The 21,278-nt window shown below is 45.0% G+C and carries 18 protein-coding genes; 12 read left to right on the top strand and 6 right to left on the bottom strand.

What is annotated here, in order from left to right; translation table 11 throughout:
* Positions 1 to 15 precede the first annotated feature (15 nt).
* From IM456_RS02985 to IM456_RS02960, 6 genes are all read left to right on the top strand, one after another.
* Positions 16 to 1,137 carry a tetratricopeptide repeat protein gene (locus IM456_RS02985; protein ID WP_149987265.1) on the top strand — a complete coding sequence of 374 codons (1,122 nt, stop codon included), beginning with the start codon at positions 16 to 18 and terminating at the stop codon, positions 1,135 to 1,137.
* Positions 1,134 to 1,763 (top strand): DUF6391 domain-containing protein, encoded by a 630-nt coding sequence (locus IM456_RS02980; protein WP_149987266.1) that lies wholly within the window; start codon positions 1,134 to 1,136, stop codon positions 1,761 to 1,763. The genes IM456_RS02985 and IM456_RS02980 overlap by 4 nt, the downstream gene beginning before the upstream one ends.
* Before the next feature lie 79 nt (positions 1,764 to 1,842).
* Complete coding sequence (locus IM456_RS02975; protein ID WP_147068840.1) at positions 1,843 to 2,076, top strand: photosystem I reaction center subunit IV; 234 nt, start codon at positions 1,843 to 1,845, stop codon at positions 2,074 to 2,076.
* A gap of 418 nt (positions 2,077 to 2,494) precedes the next feature.
* Positions 2,495 to 3,883, top strand: coding sequence for an aspartate aminotransferase family protein (locus IM456_RS02970; protein ID WP_287692846.1), 1,389 nt, complete (start codon positions 2,495 to 2,497; stop codon positions 3,881 to 3,883).
* A 5-nt stretch (positions 3,884 to 3,888) separates the two neighbouring features.
* Complete coding sequence (locus tag IM456_RS02965) at positions 3,889 to 4,986, top strand: sulfotransferase family protein (protein ID WP_287692845.1); 1,098 nt, start codon at positions 3,889 to 3,891, stop codon at positions 4,984 to 4,986.
* 294 nt (positions 4,987 to 5,280) lie between these two features.
* Positions 5,281 to 6,276 (top strand): lysylphosphatidylglycerol synthase transmembrane domain-containing protein, encoded by a 996-nt coding sequence (locus tag IM456_RS02960; protein ID WP_287692843.1) that lies wholly within the window; start codon positions 5,281 to 5,283, stop codon positions 6,274 to 6,276.
* A gap of 21 nt (positions 6,277 to 6,297) precedes the next feature.
* Here the strand turns inward: IM456_RS02960 and kaiC are convergent, their stop codons facing one another.
* The 3 genes from kaiC to IM456_RS02945 all read right to left on the bottom strand — a co-directional run bounded on the left by kaiC (position 6,298) and on the right by IM456_RS02945 (position 9,354).
* Positions 6,298 to 7,860 carry a circadian clock protein KaiC gene (gene kaiC / locus IM456_RS02955; protein WP_012266128.1) on the bottom strand — a complete coding sequence of 521 codons (1,563 nt, stop codon included), beginning with the start codon at positions 7,858 to 7,860 and terminating at the stop codon, positions 6,298 to 6,300.
* Between the two features lie 193 nt (positions 7,861 to 8,053).
* Positions 8,054 to 8,368: a circadian clock protein KaiB gene (gene kaiB, locus IM456_RS02950; RefSeq protein WP_002733742.1), complete on the bottom strand. Its 315-nt coding sequence runs from the start codon at positions 8,366 to 8,368 to the stop codon at positions 8,054 to 8,056.
* A gap of 56 nt (positions 8,369 to 8,424) precedes the next feature.
* Positions 8,425 to 9,354 (bottom strand): circadian clock protein KaiA, encoded by a 930-nt coding sequence (locus tag IM456_RS02945; RefSeq protein WP_287692841.1) that lies wholly within the window; start codon positions 9,352 to 9,354, stop codon positions 8,425 to 8,427.
* A 277-nt stretch (positions 9,355 to 9,631) separates the two neighbouring features.
* Between IM456_RS02945 and IM456_RS02940 the strand changes: the two genes are divergently transcribed.
* The 6 genes from IM456_RS02940 (at position 9,632) to IM456_RS02915 (ending at position 18,721) form a co-directional block, all read left to right on the top strand.
* Entirely contained in the window at positions 9,632 to 12,019 is a 2,388-nt protein-coding gene (locus IM456_RS02940) for an ATP-binding response regulator (protein WP_287692839.1), read from the top strand.
* 267 nt (positions 12,020 to 12,286) lie between these two features.
* Positions 12,287 to 13,177: a PEP-CTERM sorting domain-containing protein gene (locus tag IM456_RS02935; protein ID WP_287692837.1), complete on the top strand. Its 891-nt coding sequence runs from the start codon at positions 12,287 to 12,289 to the stop codon at positions 13,175 to 13,177.
* A 1,033-nt stretch (positions 13,178 to 14,210) separates the two neighbouring features.
* Positions 14,211 to 14,852, top strand: a complete 642-nt coding sequence (locus IM456_RS02930) for a FeoA family protein (RefSeq protein ID WP_149987337.1) — start codon at positions 14,211 to 14,213, stop codon at positions 14,850 to 14,852.
* Positions 14,853 to 14,887: 35 nt separating this feature from the next.
* Entirely contained in the window at positions 14,888 to 17,212 is a 2,325-nt protein-coding gene (feoB, locus tag IM456_RS02925) for a Fe(2+) transporter permease subunit FeoB (RefSeq protein WP_287692835.1), read from the top strand.
* Between the two features lie 109 nt (positions 17,213 to 17,321).
* On the top strand, positions 17,322 to 17,561 hold the full coding sequence (locus IM456_RS02920; RefSeq protein ID WP_149987339.1) for a FeoC-like transcriptional regulator: 240 nt from the start codon (positions 17,322 to 17,324) through the stop codon (positions 17,559 to 17,561).
* 176 nt (positions 17,562 to 17,737) lie between these two features.
* A complete protein-coding gene (locus tag IM456_RS02915; RefSeq protein WP_287692886.1) occupies positions 17,738 to 18,721 on the top strand; it encodes a methyltransferase domain-containing protein in 984 nt (327 codons plus the stop codon).
* A gap of 122 nt (positions 18,722 to 18,843) precedes the next feature.
* Here IM456_RS02915 and IM456_RS02910 read toward each other — a convergent pair whose 3' ends face one another.
* Genes IM456_RS02910 through IM456_RS02900 form a run of 3 tightly spaced genes read right to left on the bottom strand, consistent with a single transcriptional unit; the run spans position 18,844 to position 21,152 of the window.
* Positions 18,844 to 19,542, bottom strand: coding sequence for a metallophosphoesterase family protein (locus IM456_RS02910; RefSeq protein ID WP_002735860.1), 699 nt, complete (start codon positions 19,540 to 19,542; stop codon positions 18,844 to 18,846).
* Positions 19,543 to 19,563: 21 nt separating this feature from the next.
* A complete protein-coding gene (locus IM456_RS02905; RefSeq protein WP_149987340.1) occupies positions 19,564 to 20,373 on the bottom strand; it encodes a metallophosphoesterase family protein in 810 nt (269 codons plus the stop codon).
* On the bottom strand, positions 20,373 to 21,152 hold the full coding sequence (locus tag IM456_RS02900) for a hypothetical protein (RefSeq protein ID WP_149987341.1): 780 nt from the start codon (positions 21,150 to 21,152) through the stop codon (positions 20,373 to 20,375). Before IM456_RS02900 ends, IM456_RS02905 begins: the two co-directional genes overlap by 1 nt.
* Positions 21,153 to 21,278: the final 126 nt, after the last annotated feature.

Here is a 21,278-nt window from a genome sequence, read left to right as displayed (position 1 = left end):
TCGACCGGAGTTTCTATGTTCAAAGAAATTGCTGAAGCGCTCGACCGTCAAGACTATCAAACTGCCGCCCGTCTTGTCAACGACTTCCAGACCCTAGAAAACGATAACCCTTGGCTGAAATTCTACCAAGCGCGTTTAAACGAAATCACGGGAGAAATTGGACTAGCAGGGCAAGAATACCGAAAAATGTTGCGATTAACCGCTAATCCTCAACTTATCGCCCAAATTCGTCAAGGAATCGCCCGCTTAGAAGCGATTGAACAGGTGGAAGTTGAACAGCAACAACAACAGCGACAGGCTGCCCTCGAAAAAGCCAAAACCAACCCTAGTAATCGAGAAATGGGGCTTTTAATTCTTGAACCGGTGGCTAACGCAGAAAAACAGCCCTTAGCTCTAAAATTTGCCCAAATATTTAAAATAGATGCCTATAGCGCCCGCTTACACATCCCTAGTCGTTCGTGGCGCTTGTATCGAGTCGGGGCGATGGCAGAATTAGCAGTATATGTTCACGACTTGCGAAAAGAAGGAATTCCCTGTTTTTGCCAGCCAATTAAAGCGATTAACCGGCCTAGGGTCTATTTAGCTCGATATTTCCGGGCTATCCAACCAGAAGCCACCCTAGTCTATCAATCTTCCCACGGCCTAACCGCAAGTATAACTTTTGATTGGTCAGAAGTTACCGCCGTGGTAGAGGGAATCTTGCCGATTTTTGGGGAATGTGTCGATATGGATGCGCGCCGCCATCAAGTGAGAAAAATTAGTATTCTTGATTATGCCCAGATTATTGATCTACATTTGAAAAAACAGGATTTAATTATCCGTATTTGCGATCGCCATTACCACTTTCAAGCGGGGATTACTTTTTCCGACCACCAACAAAGTCGGGAAAGACAGACCAGCAATCGAGATAACTGGAATCATTTCGCTTCTTACCTAAAACAACAACTAGCAGCAGTTCCCCTGTGGTCAGATTTTCCAGCTTTTGCCGAAACCACCGCCGATTTTTACGAATTACTGCCTATGGTCAATCCCCATTTGGACTTATTACGCATTGAAGACACCTACTGGGACACCGCCTTTCAACTCTATAGCACCCTTATCTTCCTCGAAAAAACTCCCCCTACCGCAACTTTATGACCCCTAGTAGCCCTTCTAACCCCTCTTTCGACTGGTTTAACCACTCGCCCCAGCAAGACAGCGATTTACTGGCACAAATCGGCTTTATCCCCGGTTTCAAAGAATTTCTGACCCTGCGACAGGTTCACGCCTTGGAACACGCCACCGTCTGGGTATTAAGCGAAATGGCTGCCCGTCGTCAATCGCCTTTTGACCACTCCCAAGCGGATAACGAGGCCCTAGGGGGACTCTCCACCGATAGGGGTTTTTATCTCTACGGGCAGGTTAATACAAATGAACTGCGAATTGCGGCCAAACAGGCACTCCATCGTCTCAAAAATGGCGAGGGGCAATTGGCATTACATCCGCGTTGTGGAACCAATTTATCGGTAACTTTAGCCTTAACCGCCGGCTTAGTCTTAGGAACTCATCTTCTCTTACCCAGAGGTCCGATTTCTCAGTTATTAGGCTTAGGTTTAGCCACCGCCGCCGCTTTTCAAATCGGGCCAGATGTGGGAATGTCGGCCCAAAAATACCTGACTACGGCCATTCCTTTTAACTTAACAATCGTTAACATTGCACCAAAGGCAGACCTATGGGGACGTTCGGGGCATTTTGTCCAAACAGAGTGGCAAGATTTGCAATAAAACTTAAAGTAAAAACCCTTTCGGCAAACTCGCTCTGATTGTAACCTGTTAACTAAACCCTAAAAAAAAAACAACAGCTATGCCTGGAATCGAACGCGGAGCCGAAGTTAGAATCAAACGTAAAGAGTCTTACTGGTACAACGATGTGGGAACCGTAGCCAGTGTTGATAAAAGTGGTATCCTCTATCCCGTTATCGTCCGTTTTGATACTGTTAACTACCACGGTTTTAGTGGTAGCGCCAGTGGACTGAATACCAATAACTTCGCTGAAAGTGAATTGGAACTCGTTAAGGCTGCCCCCGCTAAGAAATAAAGCTGAGTAAAATTCGGCCTATCATCACCGACTGACTGACGGGAACCCTCTCTTGTCGGTCGGTTTTTTTATAGCTATCAGCCTTGTATCAGTTATCAGTTATCAGTTATCAGTTATCAGTTATCAGTTATCAGTTATCAGTTATCAGTTCACTGTTTACTGATATTACATTTTGGGCGCACGCGATGCGCCCCCACCATATAAAAACTGACTAATAAATTATCTCAAAGTCGCTTTAACCTTTAGCCCACAAGAGCTAATTAGTTTAATTATCCTAGATAAGTTCTTAAATACTTGACAAAATATATTGAATAATTTATGATATTAAATAACCAAAAAAATAATGATAATGTGCTATGGACATAATCGGTTTTGAGGTGTTTAAAAAATAGTTTTTCAGTAATCAAATCTGGAATTTATGAGCATTTTAGAACTGATAGAAAAAAGACTAGAAGAAAACTTTGCCCTCCACGAACAATACCTAAACCCCCAGATGGTCAGGGTACTAAAAACGATCGGCTACGATCGCCACTACGTTAAAGCCCAAGGTCCGTACCTATTCGACAATCAGGGGGAAAAGTATCTGGACTTACTGAGTGGTTTTGGTGTTTTCGCCCTCGGACGCAATCACCCCAAGATCGTGCAAGCTTTACAGGAAGTATTGACGGCAGCATTGCCCAATTTAGTCCAATTGGATGCTTCCATCCTAGCGGGATTGCTGGCGGAACGGTTAGCAGCGATCGCACCTCCCGGATTAGAACGAGTTTTCTTTGCTAATTCCGGCACGGAAACCGTCGAGGCCGCCATTAAATTCAGCCGCTACGCCACCGGACGCAGCCAAATTGTTTACTGTCAGGGAGGCTACCACGGGTTAACCATGGGTTCCCTTTCCGCCACCGGCGATCCCCATTATCGCCAGGGATTTGGGCCGTTTGTGGCCGACTTTAAGGAAATACCCTTCGGCGATCTGGCTGCACTCGAAAAAGCTCTAATTAATCAAGAAGTAGCGGCTTTTATTACCGAACCGATCCAAGGTCACGGGGTGAGAATTCCCGAACCGAACTATCTCCCCGCAGCGGCTGCCCTTTGTCGTCGTTACGGCACTCTTTTTGTGGCCGATGAAGTGCAGACCGGTTTGGGCCGGACTGGCAAAATTTGGGCAGTGGAACATTGGGGGGTAGAACCGGACATTTTATGTGTTGCCAAGGCTCTTTCGGGCGGTTTTGTGCCAGTGGGAGCGGTTCTCTGTCGTCGCTGGATCTTCGATCGAGTATTCGATCGCATGGACCGTTCTGTGGTGCACGGTAGCACTTTTGGTAAAAATAATCTGGCCATGGCCGCCGGTATTGCCACTTTACAGGTGATTGAGGAGGAAAAATTAGTCGAGCGATCGGCCGTAATCGGTCAACAAATTATCGCAGAACTACAGCCCCTCGTAGATCAGTACGAATGTTTGCAGGAAGTGCGGGGATTGGGTATGATGATAGCCTTGGAATTTGCCGAGCCGAGCAGTTGGTCACTAAAAGCTGCCTGGAAAATGCTAGAAACCGCCAATAAAGGGCTATTTTCCCAGTTAATCGTCGTTCCCCTCTTTACCCGCCATCAAATCCTCTCGCAGGTTTCCGGCCACGGCATGAATATCATTAAGTTTATCCCCCCCCTCACCCTCTCCGATGAGGATTGCCGTTGGCTGATCACCGCCGTTAAAGATGTGGTCGCTGATGCTCACCGCTTCCCCGGAGCCGCTTGGGAATTCGGCAAAACCTTGGCCAGCCAAGCTATCCGCCAAAAAACCGCCCAAAAATAGTTAATATGTCCAGTTTGTTTCATCCCCTCTGCGGTAGTAACCTTAGCACTCTCCTTCGTTTATTTTTGACCAATGGCGGCATCGATCGCCCCAATTTGGCCCCAGCAACCCTGGCGCTGGCAGTTACCCTGGCGCGACTGCCTTTTTCTACCCTAGAACGAATTTTAATGACAGGGTTTTATGAGCGCGGCGTACAGGTAAAATCACCCATTTTTATTGTCGGCTATTGGCGCAGCGGCACGACCCATCTGCACAATTTACTCGGTCAATCGGAGCGTTTTGGCTATATTTCGCCCCTAGCGGTGGGATTACCCTGGGATATCCTCGGTATCGTCCGCTTATTACAACCGCTGCTAGAATTAGCCCTACCGAGCGATCGCCATGTGGATAACGTTGCCGTTACTACCGATTCACCTCAAGAAGACTCGATCGCCCTGGCCAGCATGATCCCCCTTTCCTACTACCATGGTTTATACTTTCCCCAACGTTTTCAGTATCATTTCCAGCGAGGGGTTTTTTTTCAGGGCTGCAGCGAGAAAGAAATCGCCACTTGGCAGCGTTGGCATACTCATCTATTAAAAAAAGTTTCCATCCATCAAAAAGGCAAACAATTACTAATCAAAAACCCCGTTTATACGGCACACATTGCCAAATTGCGAGCTATCTGGCCCGATGCTAAATTTATTCATATCTACCGCAATCCCTATCTCGTTTTTCCCTCAACCCGTCACTTTTTTACCCGCATCCTACCGGAACTAGCACTACAATCCTACGATAATTTATCCCCGGATGAAATCGAGCAGACAATTCTGAAAAGTTATACCCCAATGCTCAATTCTCTCCTGCGAGATAGTGCCGATTTACCCGCCGATAGTTTTGTAGAAATTCGTTTTGAAGATTTAGAAAAAGACCCCCTAGCACAAATCGAGAAAATTTACGATCAACTGCAACTTCCCGACTTAAAAATAGCTAGGCCTCGCTTTGAGAAATATATCAGTAGTCTGCAAGGATATAAAAAAAATAATTATCCCCCAGATGCAAAAGCGATCGAGTTAGTCGAATCTCATTGGCTGCCATTTATTCAACGTTGGAATTATTTTTAGTCATCAGCTTTTTCAGTTATCAGTTATCAGTTATCAGTTATCAGTCATAAGTAGGTAGGCGTTAAAAATTATCAGACACCCTCCTTATCAAGGGTAGGGTTGATTCATGAATCAACCCTACCTTATCAAGAGGGGCAGGGGGGATCGAACCTAAAATCCATTTTTAATTTAATTATAACCAGCTACTTAAGTCATAATTCCCGCTCTTTTATATCTTTTAAACAGGATTTAGTATAACTACTTCTTGCCTTTTGCCTATATCTTAACCAAGAAATTAATTTTACACGACTACTTATGAAATATCTTAAATTTATCTTTCTGGGTTTAGGTTTTGTTTTACTAGGGGTAATTTTACGCAAAACAAATCTGCAAGAAGTGTGGCAACAAATCACCCTAGTCGGTTGGTGGGGAATGACATTAGTAATTATTTTTTATTTCCTAGAATTTCTCACCGATGTTTTTACTTGGCAACTAACTTTTAAAAGCATTCCTATCCAACCTCGATGGACAATTCGCCTATTATTAATTTACATGGTAGGGGCAGCCTTTAATCGCGTGACTCCCTTCGCTTCTTTGGGAGGAGAAGGTTTTAAAGCAGTGATGTTGAAAACTCACTATCAGATTAGCTATAAAGAAACCAGTGCCTCGATTATTCTGACCAAGACATTAAATACTGCTTCCCTTGTCTTCTTTGCAATTATCGGTTTTTTTCTGCTCCTCGCTTCCCCAAAATTCTCCAATTCTTTGAAAACTTTTACCGGATTAAGTCTCGCTATATTCTCCAGTTGTATCCTGATATTTTTCTTGATTCAGCGATTCCGTTTATCCTCCCGAATAGTTAATCGATTAGGTCATTCTTTTTTAGGCGATCGCCTAGCTAAACCTTTAGAAAATCTTCGCAGTGTCGATGATCGTTTAGGGGAATTTTACCGAAATCTGCCACTATTTAGAAATGGCTTGATCGTCGGTTTTCTCAATTGGCCCCTCGGAGTTTTAGAAATCTATGTTTTAATGCAACTTCTCCAACATCCGATCACTTTTGCCGATGCTTGGTTATTTGATTCCGTTGCCCAATTAGTGCGCGCTGGAACCTTTTTTATTCCCGCTAATATCGGTACTTTAGAAGGTTCTTTAGTGCTGCTGGGTGCTTCTTTAACCGGTAGTCTAGAATTAGGTTTAGCGATTTCTGTAATTCGCCGGGTTAAAGATATTCTCTGGATTATATTAGGTTTGTTGATCTGGTGGTTATTTTCCCTAAGACCAACTTTACCCGATCGCCCTTCAAAATAATCTCAATCAGTCAACTGCCGATTATTCATCCTGTAATTTTTCGCGCACATTGCGAACAATCCGCGATAATTCAGTCTTTTCATCGACGCTAATTTTAGTCGGGGAACCACTAATAATCCGCTCGTAATTGCGGAAAGAATCCTTGATATCCGCCCCGTCCTGACTGATAGTATATTCACGAATCCCTTTATCGTGCCAAGAACCGCGCATCTTAAAGACGTTAATCGCTCGCGACATTTCGCCGCGAATTTCCACATACTGCAACATTAAAATCGTGTCGGTAATCGTAGAAATATGGGATTCGGTGATCGAGTGCGCTCCCATAAATTGGTCGGTGGTATTGGTGAAAAATCCCGTAATTTCCTCCTGTTTGGCGTATCCTGTCACCCCGATCACAAATTGCCGAAAAGCATTATTTGTCACCCCCCGCGCGAGCGCCGATAGAGAATCGATGGCAATACGGGAGGGTTTAAATTCCGAGATTTCCGACTTAATCATCTGTAAATGGTCTTCTAATCCCGCCGATTCGGGGTAAGAACACAATAATTTTAATAATCCCTTGCGTTCCATCTCCTCAAAATCGATCCCCCAAGAAGAAGCATTTCGGGACAATTGGGCGCGAGATTCTTCATAAGCGAACAAAATCGCCCGCTCACCGCGCCTACAGCCTTCTTCCAGAAATTTACTAACTAAGAGAGTTTTACCCGTACCGGTTGCTCCTGTAGCCAAAATAATCGAATCCTTGAAAAAACCGCCCCCACACATATCATCGAGGGTTTTTACTCCCGAAGAAATGCGGACATTAGAGGAGCGCTGAGTTAAACGCATCGCACCGAGGGGGAAGATATTAATGCCATCATTGGTGATAGTAAAGGGATATTCCCCCTTCATGTGGGTTGTTCCCCGTAATTTGAGGATTTCTGCGGTTCTGCGTCGTCTTTCTCCCTCTAGCACGTTCCGCATAATTACCACATTATCAGAGACAAATTCCTCTACACCAAAACGCGCCACCGCTCCGTATTCTTCGATACGTTCCGTGGTCATAATTGAAGTCACTCCTAATAATTTTAGCCGGGCCACGAGCCGAAAAATTTCTCGCCGCACCACTGACACCGCTTCGTACTGCTGAAAAACAGCAGTTACAGAGTCAATTGATACCAGTTTTGCTTTATATTTGGTAATTGCGTATTGAATGCGCTCGATCAGGGCCGAAAGATCAAAACTACCCACCACCTCTTGACCTTCCGGATCTGGAGAAGCATCGAGAATAAATAACTTACCCTGGTCAATTAATTCTTCTAAATCCCAACCAAAACTATAGGCATTTTGGATAATATCGGTGGGAGATTCTTCAAAAGTAACAAACAGTCCCGGATAGTCAAAATACTTGATCCCGTGGTAGAGAAATTGAACGGCAAGCAGGGTTTTTCCCGTGCCAGAAGTGCCACTCACTAAGGTGGTTCGCCCCATGGGTAAACCACCGTGAGTGATCTCATCAAAACCTTCAATTAGGGTTCTAATTTTGCGAACACCTTTCGGTTTAATCGGTGGATTCAATTGGCTATTAGAGTTAGATTGAGTCATTATTTATCCAGCGAATATTTAAAGAGTAGGATTTTTATCTAATTTTTCCACAGAAACATATCAGGCCTGACTAGATACTTTATACCATCTCGATTCCCATTGACTCTTGACTTTCCCATAGACGTACTAGATTACGCCCCGATCATTTCTCCTTCAATAAATATAACCCGTCTAATCACCTATTGCCGAAGGACTAGCTATCATTTTCTCGTTCACGAATTTCCTCGTACAGTAAGTCTAAACCGATCAGAACCTTCTCTCGATCGGACAAATCACCGATAATTTTCCGCACCGGGGGAGGGAGGACTTTCGCGAGGGTAGGAGTAGCGAGAATCTTGTCTTCCTCCGCTAGTTGCGGGTTTTTCAGCACGTCAATCACCTTGAGCGCATACACTCCCTGAAATTCCTCTTCTAGGATATTTTTCAGGGTTTTCAAGGCGCGCACGGAGTTGGGGGTATTCCCGGCGACGTACAGTTTTAAAACATAGGTTTTTTTAAAGACGCTCATAGGTTAGGATCAAAGGGGCTGGGGATATGAGTTCATTGCTATTTATTGGGGATATTTTAGTCTATTCCCAATAATAAATCATAAGGGATATCCTCGCGAGGTATGGAACGACGGTACATTTCCCCTAGGTGAGCAAGGATATCAATGAGAGCGAGACGATAATCTAGGAGAATTTCCTCACTTCTGCCTTCTAATTTTAACTGTTGGGAAAATTCATCCATTAACTCCATGTGAACTTCCAGAATTTGCGACACTGAGAGATCGGTAAAAAAGACATTATTAACCAACTCGTCGATCGCTTGATTAATCGGATAATCCTGTTGGAAGTAATTTAAAATAATCTCCCGATAATCTCTTCTTAATTCCCGCAGTAATTCGTTTTTTTCCGCCGGGGCAAGATTGCGATAGAATAGCTGCGGGTTGCGTTTGTAGTAAACACCTAAATAGCCGAGTCTTTCTTTTAATTTTTCCGCTAAACGGCGCTGTTGTAGGAGGAGAAAACTGTGATTATTTTCCACGGGATTTGGTTGGTTAACAATCGTGGTAGGTTCGGAAAAAGAGCAATTAGGAGCTAAATGGAGAAATCGAGCGATCGCTTGGTCGATGACCGAGGTGATGCTGTCTAATTCCTTGACGGTAATTTGTAATTCGGCACTATGATAGAGACAGGTGGGAGAGTCATTCGTCTCGGCAGTGATGTTCTTGTCAGCGACAATGATCACTACTGGCAGTAAAATCCCCCCTTCGTAGAGTTGATTAAAAGTCGGCTGTAGGGAAGGATGAAAGACCACCAGCAAACAATCGATTTTTTCCTTCTGTGCCTCGATATTAGCCAGTAATTCGCTAGAAGACGACCCTAGGGTTAGATGATAGCGTTCATTAGCCAATAAAGCCGTCAAAGAATTAACCAGCCCCAGAGGTGAACTCACTCCCGTCAAGGGTGGGTCCGTTGGGACAAAAGCATAAATAGTCAGTCTCGGAGGCAACGTTTTCTCACCCGCAAGGTAGATAGAAAATAACAAACAATTAGGTTAGGCTTTCTCTGTTGAGAAGACAACCCCCTCGCCATCAGATCGGGGAAGTTAAAGTTAACTTTGCTTTTTGGCAGTGGGTATTGTAGTTAATTGTAATCAATGGGGAGGTCGTCTAGATGAGCGAGCGTCATAATCAAGGTAGATTCAAGTTCTAGGACTACTAATAGTTTGGCCATCAGTTTGTTAATTATGCCCTAAAGTTACCGCCACCGCCCACCCAATTATCCCCATGCCTAGCGTTACCCTCAGCCTCCATCACTTTCATCAATCCGTCACTGCCTGTGAATTAATTATTGACCGGGCAAGTCTTTGCGATTTAATTAATACGGGCAATCCAGAAGCGATCGTGGTGGTGGATGAGCGGTATTGTCCCCTAGGACTGATTGAGAGTCAAACCCTGATTGCTTACCTCCTCTATCAACAACAGCACCCCGAAACCAGAAACCCCTCCTCCAACTGTCTGGATCTGAGCGGTTGGCTGCGTCCGATTATCCCTCTTAACGCTCGCATGGCCGTAAGTGAGTTTCTGGCAACCCTGACGGGAGAAGCGCTCGCCTTCGTCCCCATTTTAGTGGATGCTCAGGGCAAACTGTTAGGACGCTTAGACACGGGCAAACTTCTCCAATTTTGTCTCGGGTACTCGATTCTCGATGATCCTCCCCCGCAGCCCCGCATCAGCGATCGCAATTCCCTCCCCCGCAGCGATCGTCCTCTGGAATTTCTGGAACAATTACCGCTGCCGCTGCTGCTCTACAGTCCAGAAGCGGGAATTTTATACCAAAATCAGGCTTGGTGTCAACAAATCGGGGCGGCTTTCCCCGCTAATATCGATAACTTTCCCTTTGCTTTGGTTAATGACCCCTTAACCCTCCCATCCCCCACCCCCCCCCTGTTTCCCCAGCGTCTAGAAACGGTGACATCGGGTTTAGCCAAGACTTGGCGACTGTTGTCCGTGCCGTTAAATTGGGCGGATAATTATCCCTTGCTCGAGAAAACTTCGGGACTGTGGTTACTGTTGGCTACCGATATCACGGAACAACAGCAATATTGTCAGGAATTAGCGGTTAAAAATGCCGATTTAGTCCATTTAAATCGTCTTAAGGATGAATTTCTCGCCTGTGTCAGCCATGAGTTTAAATCGCCCCTCACCGCCGTGATCGGTCTCTCCAATCTGCTGCGGGAAGAAAAAATCGGTGAACTTAACCCCCGACAGTCCAAATATGCCGATTTAATCTATCGCAGCGGTCGCCAGTTGATGGCTCTGGTCAATGATCTCCTCGATTTAACCCGCCTGGAGACAGGACAACTAAAATTAACTTTATCTAGAGTCAAAATCGATCGCCTCTGTCAACGGGTGTACGATATCATCGTCGATAAGTATCCCCAACGTCTCGATCTCCCCGGCAGCTATCGTCTTGACATTGAATCAGGGTTAGATTATGCCCTGGCCGATGAAGCCCGTTTACAACAGATGTTAGTGAATTTGTTAGATAATGCGGTTAAATTCACCATTGATGGCGGTAATTTCGGCATTAAAGTCAATCGTTGGGAAAATTGGCTGGCTTTTACCGTCTGGGATACGGGGATCGGTATTCCGGAAGAATCCCAGCATCTGATTTTTCAGAAATTCCAACAGCTAGAAAGTCCTTTCACCCGTCAATTTGAGGGTGCCGGTTTAGGTTTAGTCCTCAGCCAAAAATTAGCGCGCTGTCACGGTGGCGATCTATCCTTTGTCTCCAAGGACCGGGAAGGCAGTCAATTCACTTTACTGCTGCCGGTTCATCCCCAAGCTGCCGAGCAGGAGTCCGCCACTCCCCAGCGTCTGGTGTTAGTGGTGGAAGCTAATCCCCAAGTGATCGAACAGTTTGTCGATCGCTTGAGTGAATTGGGATTAAAAGCGATTATCGCTCGTAGCGGCACTGAGGCGATCGAAAAAGCCAGGCAGTTAAAACCCCGTTGTGTTTTTCTCAATCCTAATCTCCCCCTCTTGTCCGGTTGGGATGTGTTAACGCTGCTGAAATCCCATCCCCAAACCAAAGATATGAAAGTTATTGTCACCGCCGCTGATTCCGAGCGCAACCGCAGTCAACAGCAAGGGGCCGATAGTTTTCTGGTTCCGCCGATCACCTCGGCAGCTCTGCAAGCTTGCCTGAATCTGACCGTTTCCCCCATTCCTAGCCGCAAACGGCGCACTGCTCCGACTCTGCTGCGTTTACACGGCCATTATGCCCCCAATTTCTCCGATTTATCTTCCTTTAGCTGGATTTGGAATAATCAATTAGTTCGGGAGAATTATCGTTTTATTGAGGCCGATAGTTGCGAACAGGCGGAACTTTTAGCTGGTGTCTGGGAGGTGGACGCTATCTTAATCGATAGTTCGATCGCAGAAGATTTATACTCTTATCTGCAAACCTTGAGCGAGTCGCAAACCCTAGCTAATTTACCCCTAGTCACCCTTGATGTGGCTGTCACCGAGGTGGCCAATCAAATCCCCGGTTTAGCCGTTTTTCCCTGTTTGGCCCCCCCGACGGAAAACCGCATCGAACAGCTATTAAAGGTAATCGAGACTGCTGATCTGGCTTTTTCTGGCCACTTGAGCGGCGATCGCGTCCTGTAGGGGCGAAGCATTCGGGCATAACCTATCGGTGAAACCGGAGATTTTCTATCCGAATGCTTCGCCCCTACTTTTTGCCGCAAACCCTAAATAGCTGAAAATTTGTCAAAACGTCGTGCTTTGCTTACCTCATAAGCGATTAAAGGTAACAAAACAAAGAATTAGATTCGGAGAATGAATCAGATCTAGGGAAGTGGGGAAGTGGGGAGAAACTCTTTTCAGTGATCTGTTGACAATTTTTCAGTGATCTCTTGACAAATAGGCAATTCTGTGTTGACAAAGGAAAAATTTGCTGTTAGCATTGCGATAATCATTTATACATCCACTTTACCTCTGTGGGAGTCTATACAGATGACAAAATTACTCAGATTTACCATTCCTAGCGCTGCTGCTCTGGCCGTCGCCACTGCCTTAGGCCTCGCCACTGCACCAGCCCAGGCGGCTGCTATGGTAACCTATACCGGCTGTACAAGTACCTCATTCTGTACACTCACCGAGCTCCTTGGCGGTGGTTTCATCGAAGTTGATGAGGACGGAAATGGCACAATTGAGAAAGTGTTCAAGAACTGGACGAATTACGACTTTAGCAAAAGTCCTACGGCTAATACTCTGATCGATCCCCAAGGCAACATTCAAGTGAGTGCAACCGGCACTTACATTCCTGGTGTCTCTGGTAGTAGTACTCTCAATTACACTGTTGTTAATAATGCCCTGCTGATAGCTCCGCCACTTCCGGCGGGTAATGCCGTCTCGTGGAGTGCGACTGTTTATTTCGAGTTCGATCTCATGTCCGCTGAATATGTCCCAATCATTGAACAGGAAGATAAGCTAACAGGTGCGGCAGTTGTTGGTCCCACTTCTGGAACGACAAGTTATGCAGCTTTCAATAATACCTCGTTGGACTCCAGCGGCACGTCGATGATGACTGACACTATGGTGATTGCTCCAGCAGTAACCACGGTTATGGTAGCGAACACATTAGACCTCAGAGCTCGCCGGGTTAAAACTCCAACTTCTATGGCTGTTGTGGGTACGTCCAACATTACGAGTTTCTCACAAACCTTCACCCAGGTGGTTATTCCTGAACCGGGGACTGTTGCTGGACTGCTGGTTGTTGGTGGCTTAGGTCTGGCGATGAAACGCCGACAAAAGGATGGCTAACCGAGCTTAACGTCAAGATAAGATGAGGAGAGGCATCGTAGCTTCTCGGTTTGAAACTCCGTCCTTTGGGGGCGGTTTTTAATTAGGGTATGCTGAACGAACCTGCGTCAGTCCCCACAGGAGAAACTTTTTCAGCCAACCCTAATTGGGGTTGGCTGAAAAAGTAGGGGCGAAACATTCCGATAGGAAATCTACGGTTTCAGCGATAGGTTAGCCATTGATAGTTAGTCAAGTTTTTAGTTTCATTAGTCAATGTTTGGAGATACTGACAACGAATTATCCCATTTTTCAAAAGTAATGGCAGAGATGGTTAATTGCCCTCACCCCCTCCCCTCTAACGCTCTGGGACAGGGAAGGGGGTGAGGGAAATGTAGGCATGGTAAGGGTTTTGTGGCTTTTCTTGCTCCCACAGGTGCAAGATTTTGAGAGAATCGTGCTTCAAAACCTGGCGTCTTCATCGGCCCGCGTCCTGTAGGGGCGAAGCATTCGGATAGAAAATCTACGGTTTCACCGATAGGTTATTGCCCGAATGCTTCGCCCCTACTTTTTGCCGCAGACCACTAGGTAGGGTTTGCGGCAAAAAGTTTGTTGGTGGGGCCAGGAGTCGGTCGTCAGTAGCCGGTCGTCAGTAGCCGGTCGTTTCAGGCTTTGTTGCCCTCTCTTTTTGTACTAATTTATGTACTGAAAGGAGGATAATGCCAGGTTTTTGGGGGTCCCAATCCGATTTTCGCAGCACTAACATCGGATTTTAACAGGTCAAAAGCCTTATTTTCAAAGGGTTTTACCATTATTCAGCCGACCCTAAATAAATATTTTTCTTTTCTGTCTCCCCTTTTCGATTAGACTGGTAATTGAGAATAATTAGCATTTATTTTAGCGATCGCAAGTCTTAGACAGTTTCAAAACCGTTGACTGAGGCTGACATTAGCGCAGTTATCACCCTTTGGCTACTGAAGTAAACTCGATGAGCTATTAAGGAATTATTATCACTCTTGAATGAAAGACCTTCTTTGCCTTTGGAGATAAGAAAAGCATGGACGATAAAATTAGACCTAATGAAGCAGAAAAACCAGAAAAATCGCCAAATAAAGCCCAATTTTCCCCTTGGGGCGGTACAGAGGCAGCAGCAGAACGTACTAACACCATGGGTACTGAGCTAACAGCCACCTATCCCCTCGCACAAGTGGAAATGGGAAAAACCGTCTGGTTAGTGGGATTTCAGGGGACAGGAGGAATCAATCGACTCCTAGGTATGGGATTAAACCCCGGCATTCAATTACAGGTAATTAGCTCCCAACCGAGGGGGTCAGTTTTAATTGGCATTCAAGACAATCGTATCGGTATCGGGGCGGAAATGGCCGAAAAAATCCTCGTTAGTGACAGTCAACCGAAAAAACTGGAACCCAAAAAAGACCTACCTGAAGTAAGAACATTTCTGCGGGAGATACCCATAGGAAAAGCGGGTAAAGTTGTCGGTTATGACCGAGCATTGCGCGGATACAAAGGAAAATTGTTATCAATGGGATTAACTCCGGGGACAGAGTTTACCGTCATTCGCGTCGCACCTTTGGGGGATCCCGTCGAGATTCGAGTGCGGGGATTTCATCTCAGTCTGCGAAAACAGGAGGCAGACACTTTAATCGTCGAAGAAATAGACCCAGAAAGCAAAATTTAATCATCTAAGCCTATTCGTCACTCAATATCCTAATTATGGTCAAACCGATTATCGCCTTAATTGGCAATCCTAACTGTGGCAAAACTACCCTTTTTAATGCTCTCACGGGGGCCAATCAACGCACTGGCAACTGGCCAGGAGTAACAGTCGATCGCAAAGAGGGACGATTTCAAGTTAACGGGGAAGATATCACCCTTGTGGATTTACCCGGAGTCTATTCCCTCGATGTAGAAGAAGGGGAGACAGGAATGGATGAATTAGTCGCTAGGGACTATCTGCTGTCAGGAGAAGCGGATTTAGTGATTAATATCGTCGATGCTGCCAATTTAGAGCGCAATCTCTACCTTACTACCCAAATCATGGAGATGCGTTTACCGATGTTGATTGCCCTGAATATGATGGATGTGGCTAAAACTAGGGGTATTGTGGTTAATCCGCAACTCTTAAGCGCTCGCATGGATGCAATTGTCGTGCCGATTAGTGCGGTTAAAGGGGAGGGAATCGGAGAATTAAAGCAAAAAATTGGGGAATTAGTTGGTAATATTAACCATACTGCCGCTTATGTGGCTTATCCTGCGGTAATTGAGGAAGCTCTTAACGAGATTGTTGCCTACATTAACGACCATAGCAGTAAAAGGATCGTTGAGCCAAGATGGACTGCTTTAAACCTACTGCAATACGAGGATCGCATCGCCCCAGAATTGCGCTCCCAGGAACTATTAAGCATTATCGTCAAGCATAGACGACAAATACACCAAGTTTTAGGGGAAGACCTTGATATTTTAATTGCTGATACTCGTTATGGCTTTATTCAACAAGTTACCCAGGGAGCCACTCAACGGACTGGACAGATAAATGATACTATGTCTGATCGCCTTGATCGGATTGTTCTCGATCGCTGGTTAGGAATTCCGATATTTTTGGGCGTAATGTACCTAATGTTCTTGTTTACAATCAATGTTAGTGCTGCCTTTATCGATTTCTTCGATTTAACTGCCCAGACTATCTTTGTCGATGGTTTTGCCCAAGTTTTACAAACAATCCATACCCCGGGTTGGCTAATTGCTCTGCTCGCTGATGGAGCGGGGGGAGGTGTGCAAACCGTCGCCACTTTTATCCCCGTAATTGGCTTTATGTTCCTCTTTTTGTCAATTTTAGAGGATTCCGGCTATATGGCCCGGGCAGCCTTCGTCATGGACCGATTGATGCGTTTGGTGGGATTGCCGGGTAAATCCTTTGTCCCCATGCTAGTGGGATTTGGTTGCAATGTGCCGGCAATTATGGCCACCAGAACCCTAGAAAATTCTCGCGATCGTTTAATGACGATTATGATGAACCCTTTTATGTCCTGTGGGGCCAGATTACCTGTTTATGCCCTATTTGCGGCGGCTTTTTTCCCCATAGGTGGTCAAAACATCGTTTTTGGTCTTTATATCTTAGGAATTCTCGCCGCTATTTTGACGGGATTGGTGATGAAAAAAACCCTACTCAAGGGAGAAGTCAGTCACTTTATTATGGAATTGCCTCCCTATCATCTACCGCGTCTGAAAGGGGTTTTAATTCGTACTTGGGAACGTCTGCAAGCGTTTTTATGGAAAGCTGGACGAGTTATCGTTTTAATGGTGATGATTTTGGGATTACTCAACTCCGTCAGTTTTGATGGTTCTTTTGGTAATCAAGACAGCGAGCGATCGGTTTTAAGTGCTACCAGTAAAGCTGTAACTCCTATTTTCTCACCCATGGGACTAGAACCGGAAAATTGGCCGGCAACGGTGGGAATTTTTACGGGAGTTTTTGCCAAAGAAGCAATGGTAGGCACATTAAACTCAATTTACAGCCAACTAGCAGGGGAAGATAACCCGAATAAGGGGGCAGCACAGGTAAAATTCGACTTTTGGGGGCAAATTCAGGAAGCTATCGCCACTATTCCCGCCAATTTAGCGGAATTACCCAATCAATTACTTGATCCCTTGGGTTTAAATCTTGGTGATCTGCAAGATCAAAAAACGGCTGCCGAGAAGCAAGAGGTAGATTTAGGAATCTTTGGGGCAATGGCGAAAAGATTTGATGGTCAAGCGGGTGCTTTTGCCTATCTGTTGTTTGTTCTGCTCTATTTTCCCTGTGTTTCGGCCACATCGGCAGTATATCGCGAAACTAATGCCGGTTGGACTGCTTTTATTGCCCTCTGGACCACAGGAATGGCCTATATTGTTGCCACTTCCTTCTATCAAATCGCCACTTTTTCTCGACATCCGGGATTTTCTCTCTTTTGGATAGTCTTGATGGGTTTAACCGTAGTCGGGGTTTTATTCACCTTAAAAAATCTCCGTCCCCGAAAAATCAACCGTCCGGCAATTTAAAAGTAGGGTGGGTTAGGCGACAAAAAGCTAGGCAACTAACAAATTATTTAGATTCGCCGTAACCCACCGCAATCAAGCAACTTTTCTCGATTTTTTTCGCTTATAAACCATGATTTTAATCGATATACAGGCTTATCTTGCCAAAAATCAGAAAGCATCTCTGTCTGACTTATCCAGACACTTTCGGATGTCAGCGGATGCCTTAAGTCCTATGCTCGATCGCTTGCTGAAAAAGGGGCGAATTCGCCTGATTTCCCTAGAAAAATGCGGAGGATGCAGCCGTTGTTCCCCAGAATCTATGGCTTTTTACGAATGGATTGAGGGCAATTCCACAGGGACAAACAGATAAAAGTTTAATACTACAGAAGTGATCTCACCATTAAGATAACTGCTGTATTACCAGTCGCTTTCAACTGGGATAGTTAATTTCTGGCGAGGAACCAAAGTCACTCAACCGCAGAACCTCAAGGTTGTATAATCTTTAAGAGTTATTAAGCTTTGTATCAGTTTGCCCAGCAGCATTTAATGAATATACTTTTGCTGACATCATCTTTAGGGTTACTCCTAGCGATCGCTATCGTCGTCTATTTTGTTTCCTCTCGCAAGTACCAATCGTCGGACTCGGTGGCCAATTCCTACGACCAATGGACCGAGGACGGGATTTTAGAATATTATTGGGGCGAACACATCCATTTAGGTCACTACGGTTCCCCACCAGAAAAAAAAGACTTTCTACAGGCAAAAGCTGACTTTGTGGCGGAAATGGTCTCTTGGGGAGGTTTGGATAAACTACCCGCCGGTGCCACTCTCCTCGATGTCGGTTGTGGTATTGGTGGCAGCAGTCGCATTCTGGCCCGGGACTACGGATTTGCCGTTACCGGTATCACCATTAGTCCCAAACAAGTGGCACGGGCCAAAGAACTAACACCCCCAGATGTAAATGCTCGCTTTTTGGTCGATGATGCCATGGCCCTTTCTTTTCCCGACGAGAGTTTTGATGTGGTCTGGTCAATCGAAGCCGGTCCCCATATGCCGGACAAAGCCGTTTTTGCACAGGAATTACTGCGAGTTCTTAAGCCGGGGGGAGTCCTAGTGGTAGCGGACTGGAATCAGCGAGATGAACGTCAAAAACCGCTCAATTTCTGGGAAAGTCCTGTAATGCGCCAACTTTTGGATCAGTGGTCCCACCCCGCTTTTGCCAGTATCGAAGGTTTTGCCGAACAGTTAGCGGCCACGGGATTGGTAGATGGGGAAGTGATGACTGCTGACTGGACAAAAGCCACTCTACCCTCTTGGATTGATACCATTTGGCAAGGGGTGATTCGTCCCCAAGGTTGGTGGCAATTTGGTCTAACTGGGTTGGTTAAATCCGTCCGAGAAGTGCCGACAATTCTTCTGATGCGTTTGGCCTTTGGTACGGGTTTATGTCGTTTTGGGATGTTCCGCGCTGTTCGCGCTCAATCCCATCTGCAAGCAAGTCAGCAAGAGTCTCTTACCTCAGTTATCTAGCTGGTTATAATTAAATTGAAGATAAATCCCCCCTTGATCCCCCTTGATAAGGGGGGTGTCTGATAATTTTTAACACCTACCTACTTAAATTAATCTTTAATATTTAATTAATCTCTGAAAAATTAATAAGGTACGGTTCTAAACTCCACGCAATTATTACTGGGATTATAGAGAGTGTAAACTGCTTTATTTAATTCTTTACCAACGCTACCAACCCCAATTAAACGCTTATCTTGAATCGTCAAAGTTTGACTTGGTTGCCGTTTATCTAAAGTAGTAACAGTGCTAGTTAAATTAGCGGACTGTAAAGAATAATCAAAAACTTTTCCTGAACGACCACAAAATAGATTATTAACTCCCACCCGTTGCAGTCGATCTAAAATTTGCCATGGGGGAGTATCGGGGGTTAATTCTTCACTAACACTGACACTACTGCCATGAATTAATAAACAATCCAACTCGACAAAACCAAAATCGAGATTTCGTAACCATTGCACTGTTTCTAAAGAAACTGCATCCCAGAGTTGTTTAGTGCTATCAATTCCATGTTTATCGATTAATTCCGTCGGTTCTCCTGTGGCTCCCAAACTGTGTAAAATTAGACATTGTTCTTCCCACCATCCCCGACAAACCTGCGGATATAAGTTATTTTTAGTGGGATAACGTATTTGTTCTACTAGCATTTCACTATCGGGATTAACACCGATAAAATCTCCTAAAATATATAAATTTTCTACAGTAACTGACCGTTGCTGAATATCTTCCAAGACCGCTTGATAGGCTGGTAAATTGCCTTGAATACCGCTTAAAATCGCCCACATAATTTCTTGACTTATCACAAATTAACGTTCGCAAACATGAGTCGGATCATCGGCTTTTTCCGCATATTCTAGACCCTTAGCCAATCGCCAAGCGAAAATAGGAGGTAAACCCGATGCTAAAATAGCCTGACAGGTTTCCTGATAGTTATAGGCCACTTCTCGCAGTTGTACCGCTGCCGTTTCTCGATCGTAAATCACATAGGTGGCATTTGGACGACCGTGACGCGGTTCTCCCACCGACCCCACGTTGATGATACGTTTAACCGGTGTGGTAAATTGCCGCGACTGTTCCCCATCGGGTTGATACACTTTTATTTGCAAGCTTCCCGCGTCGAGAGTGCGAATGTAGGGGATGTGGGTATGTCCACAGAATAAAACCTCTGTATCTACTGATAAAACCCGTTCTAAAGCCGTAAAAGCGTCCATTTCGGCTAAAAGGTACTCATGGTTACTTTGGGGACTACCATGGACAAAACAGAGGTTATCTAGCTTAAAAATTTCGGGCAGTTTTGACAAATAATTACGGTTTTCCGAGGTAATTATTTGATTTGTCCACTCATGAGCTAATCTACCCCGTTTTTCTGCTAAAAGCGACGGATAACTGCACTCACAGGCATTTAATCCCTCAACGATATCCTCATCCCAACACCCTTGTACCGTGGTAATCCCCAGTTGACGGATTTTTTCCACCACTTGGTTAGGATGGGGTCCATACCCAACTAAATCCCCTAAACAGTAGATTTCTTGACAACCCTGTTGGTCTAAATCTCGCAAAACAGCATTAAAAGCGGGCATATTGCCATGAATACAGGATAAAACGGCTATTTTCATCAGATTAACTCCATTTCTGGCTCTAAAGATTCTTGAAATTGTTGTTGATAATACAAAAGTGCCTCATCGGACAGACAACAATCACTAAGGGTATCGGCAATTATGGGTTTATCGAGATTGCGACCGACGATTTCAATCCCACTGAAGCGATTCGGTCTCCCATCGAGATTTAAGGGTAAATTTAAGCTTTGAAAGTCTTTTTCTGGCCATTCATCCATAAATTCCCCATAAATACACTGACCATCGATGATATCGAAGATACTTTTAACCCGCAGCACTTCCCCATAGGCCCCTTGGGTTAATTCTGTCCAAAAGGTAGTTAAACTGGAAAAATCGAGGACTTCTCCCGTTAAAACGGCTCTATAAATCTGTATTTCTCGTTTTTTTAACCATTGATCACCTTTTATGGTTGTTTTGACGGGACTGAAGACAATTTCATCGACGGGTACTTGTCCTTCGGAGATTTCTGCTTCTGGAGACGTAATCGCTACCCGATGACAATTGAGGGGTTTTAGAAAGCTTTCGAGGGATTGCGTGTCTAAATGCCATGGTACTTCCATATAGATCGTGTTTTCCATCGATAAACTGCTCAAAAGGTCTTCTTCTTCCCTAGAAATACAGGACAACTGGGGAAAGTCACTCTGTAAAGTGAGGTGATCAATGGGAAAAGTTTCCGTCTGGGGACTAAAATATAGGCTTGGCTGCGTCTGTTTGGCGATTTGTTGGCGAATCCAATGGGTTTTTCCCGCAGCTATACCCCCCGTCACCACGATAATCATTCTGCTCCTTCTCTACTGTGGTAATGATAATCATTCTAGCATAAGTTAGATTGGGGCAAGTAATCTTCCTTAACCAATCCTCTCGACTTAGCCAGGTTATTTTGGGAAAAATTGGCGGTTTCTTGG

The sequence above is a fragment of the Microcystis sp. M079S1 genome (assembly GCF_020246425.1).
In the GTDB taxonomy this organism is placed as follows: Bacteria; Cyanobacteriota; Cyanobacteriia; order Cyanobacteriales; family Microcystaceae; genus Microcystis; species Microcystis aeruginosa.
The sequence above is the reverse complement of the archived record's forward strand: the minus strand, read 5'-3'. Positions and strand labels throughout refer to the sequence as shown.

Excerpts from the sequence above, each read along its gene's own strand:
- IM456_RS02985 (WP_149987265.1), top strand. The coding sequence starts at position 16 with ATGTTCAAAGAAATTGCTGAAGCGCTCGACCGTCAAGACTATCAAACT.
- IM456_RS02980 (WP_149987266.1), top strand. The coding sequence starts at position 1,134 with ATGACCCCTAGTAGCCCTTCTAACCCCTCTTTCGACTGGTTTAACCAC.
- IM456_RS02975 (WP_147068840.1), top strand. The coding sequence starts at position 1,843 with ATGCCTGGAATCGAACGCGGAGCCGAAGTTAGAATCAAACGTAAAGAG.
- IM456_RS02970 (WP_287692846.1), top strand. The coding sequence starts at position 2,495 with ATGAGCATTTTAGAACTGATAGAAAAAAGACTAGAAGAAAACTTTGCC.
- IM456_RS02965 (WP_287692845.1), top strand. The coding sequence starts at position 3,889 with ATGTCCAGTTTGTTTCATCCCCTCTGCGGTAGTAACCTTAGCACTCTC.
- IM456_RS02960 (WP_287692843.1), top strand. The coding sequence starts at position 5,281 with ATGAAATATCTTAAATTTATCTTTCTGGGTTTAGGTTTTGTTTTACTA.
- kaiC (WP_012266128.1), bottom strand. The coding sequence starts at position 7,860 with ATGACTCAATCTAACTCTAATAGCCAATTGAATCCACCGATTAAACCG.
- kaiB (WP_002733742.1), bottom strand. The coding sequence starts at position 8,368 with ATGAGCGTCTTTAAAAAAACCTATGTTTTAAAACTGTACGTCGCCGGG.
- IM456_RS02940 (WP_287692839.1), top strand. The coding sequence starts at position 9,632 with ATGCCTAGCGTTACCCTCAGCCTCCATCACTTTCATCAATCCGTCACT.
- IM456_RS02930 (WP_149987337.1), top strand. The coding sequence starts at position 14,211 with ATGGACGATAAAATTAGACCTAATGAAGCAGAAAAACCAGAAAAATCG.
- feoB (WP_287692835.1), top strand. The coding sequence starts at position 14,888 with ATGGTCAAACCGATTATCGCCTTAATTGGCAATCCTAACTGTGGCAAA.
- IM456_RS02920 (WP_149987339.1), top strand. The coding sequence starts at position 17,322 with ATGATTTTAATCGATATACAGGCTTATCTTGCCAAAAATCAGAAAGCA.
- IM456_RS02915 (WP_287692886.1), top strand. The coding sequence starts at position 17,738 with ATGAATATACTTTTGCTGACATCATCTTTAGGGTTACTCCTAGCGATC.
- IM456_RS02910 (WP_002735860.1), bottom strand. The coding sequence starts at position 19,542 with ATGTGGGCGATTTTAAGCGGTATTCAAGGCAATTTACCAGCCTATCAA.
- IM456_RS02905 (WP_149987340.1), bottom strand. The coding sequence starts at position 20,373 with ATGAAAATAGCCGTTTTATCCTGTATTCATGGCAATATGCCCGCTTTT.
- IM456_RS02900 (WP_149987341.1), bottom strand. The coding sequence starts at position 21,152 with ATGATTATCGTGGTGACGGGGGGTATAGCTGCGGGAAAAACCCATTGG.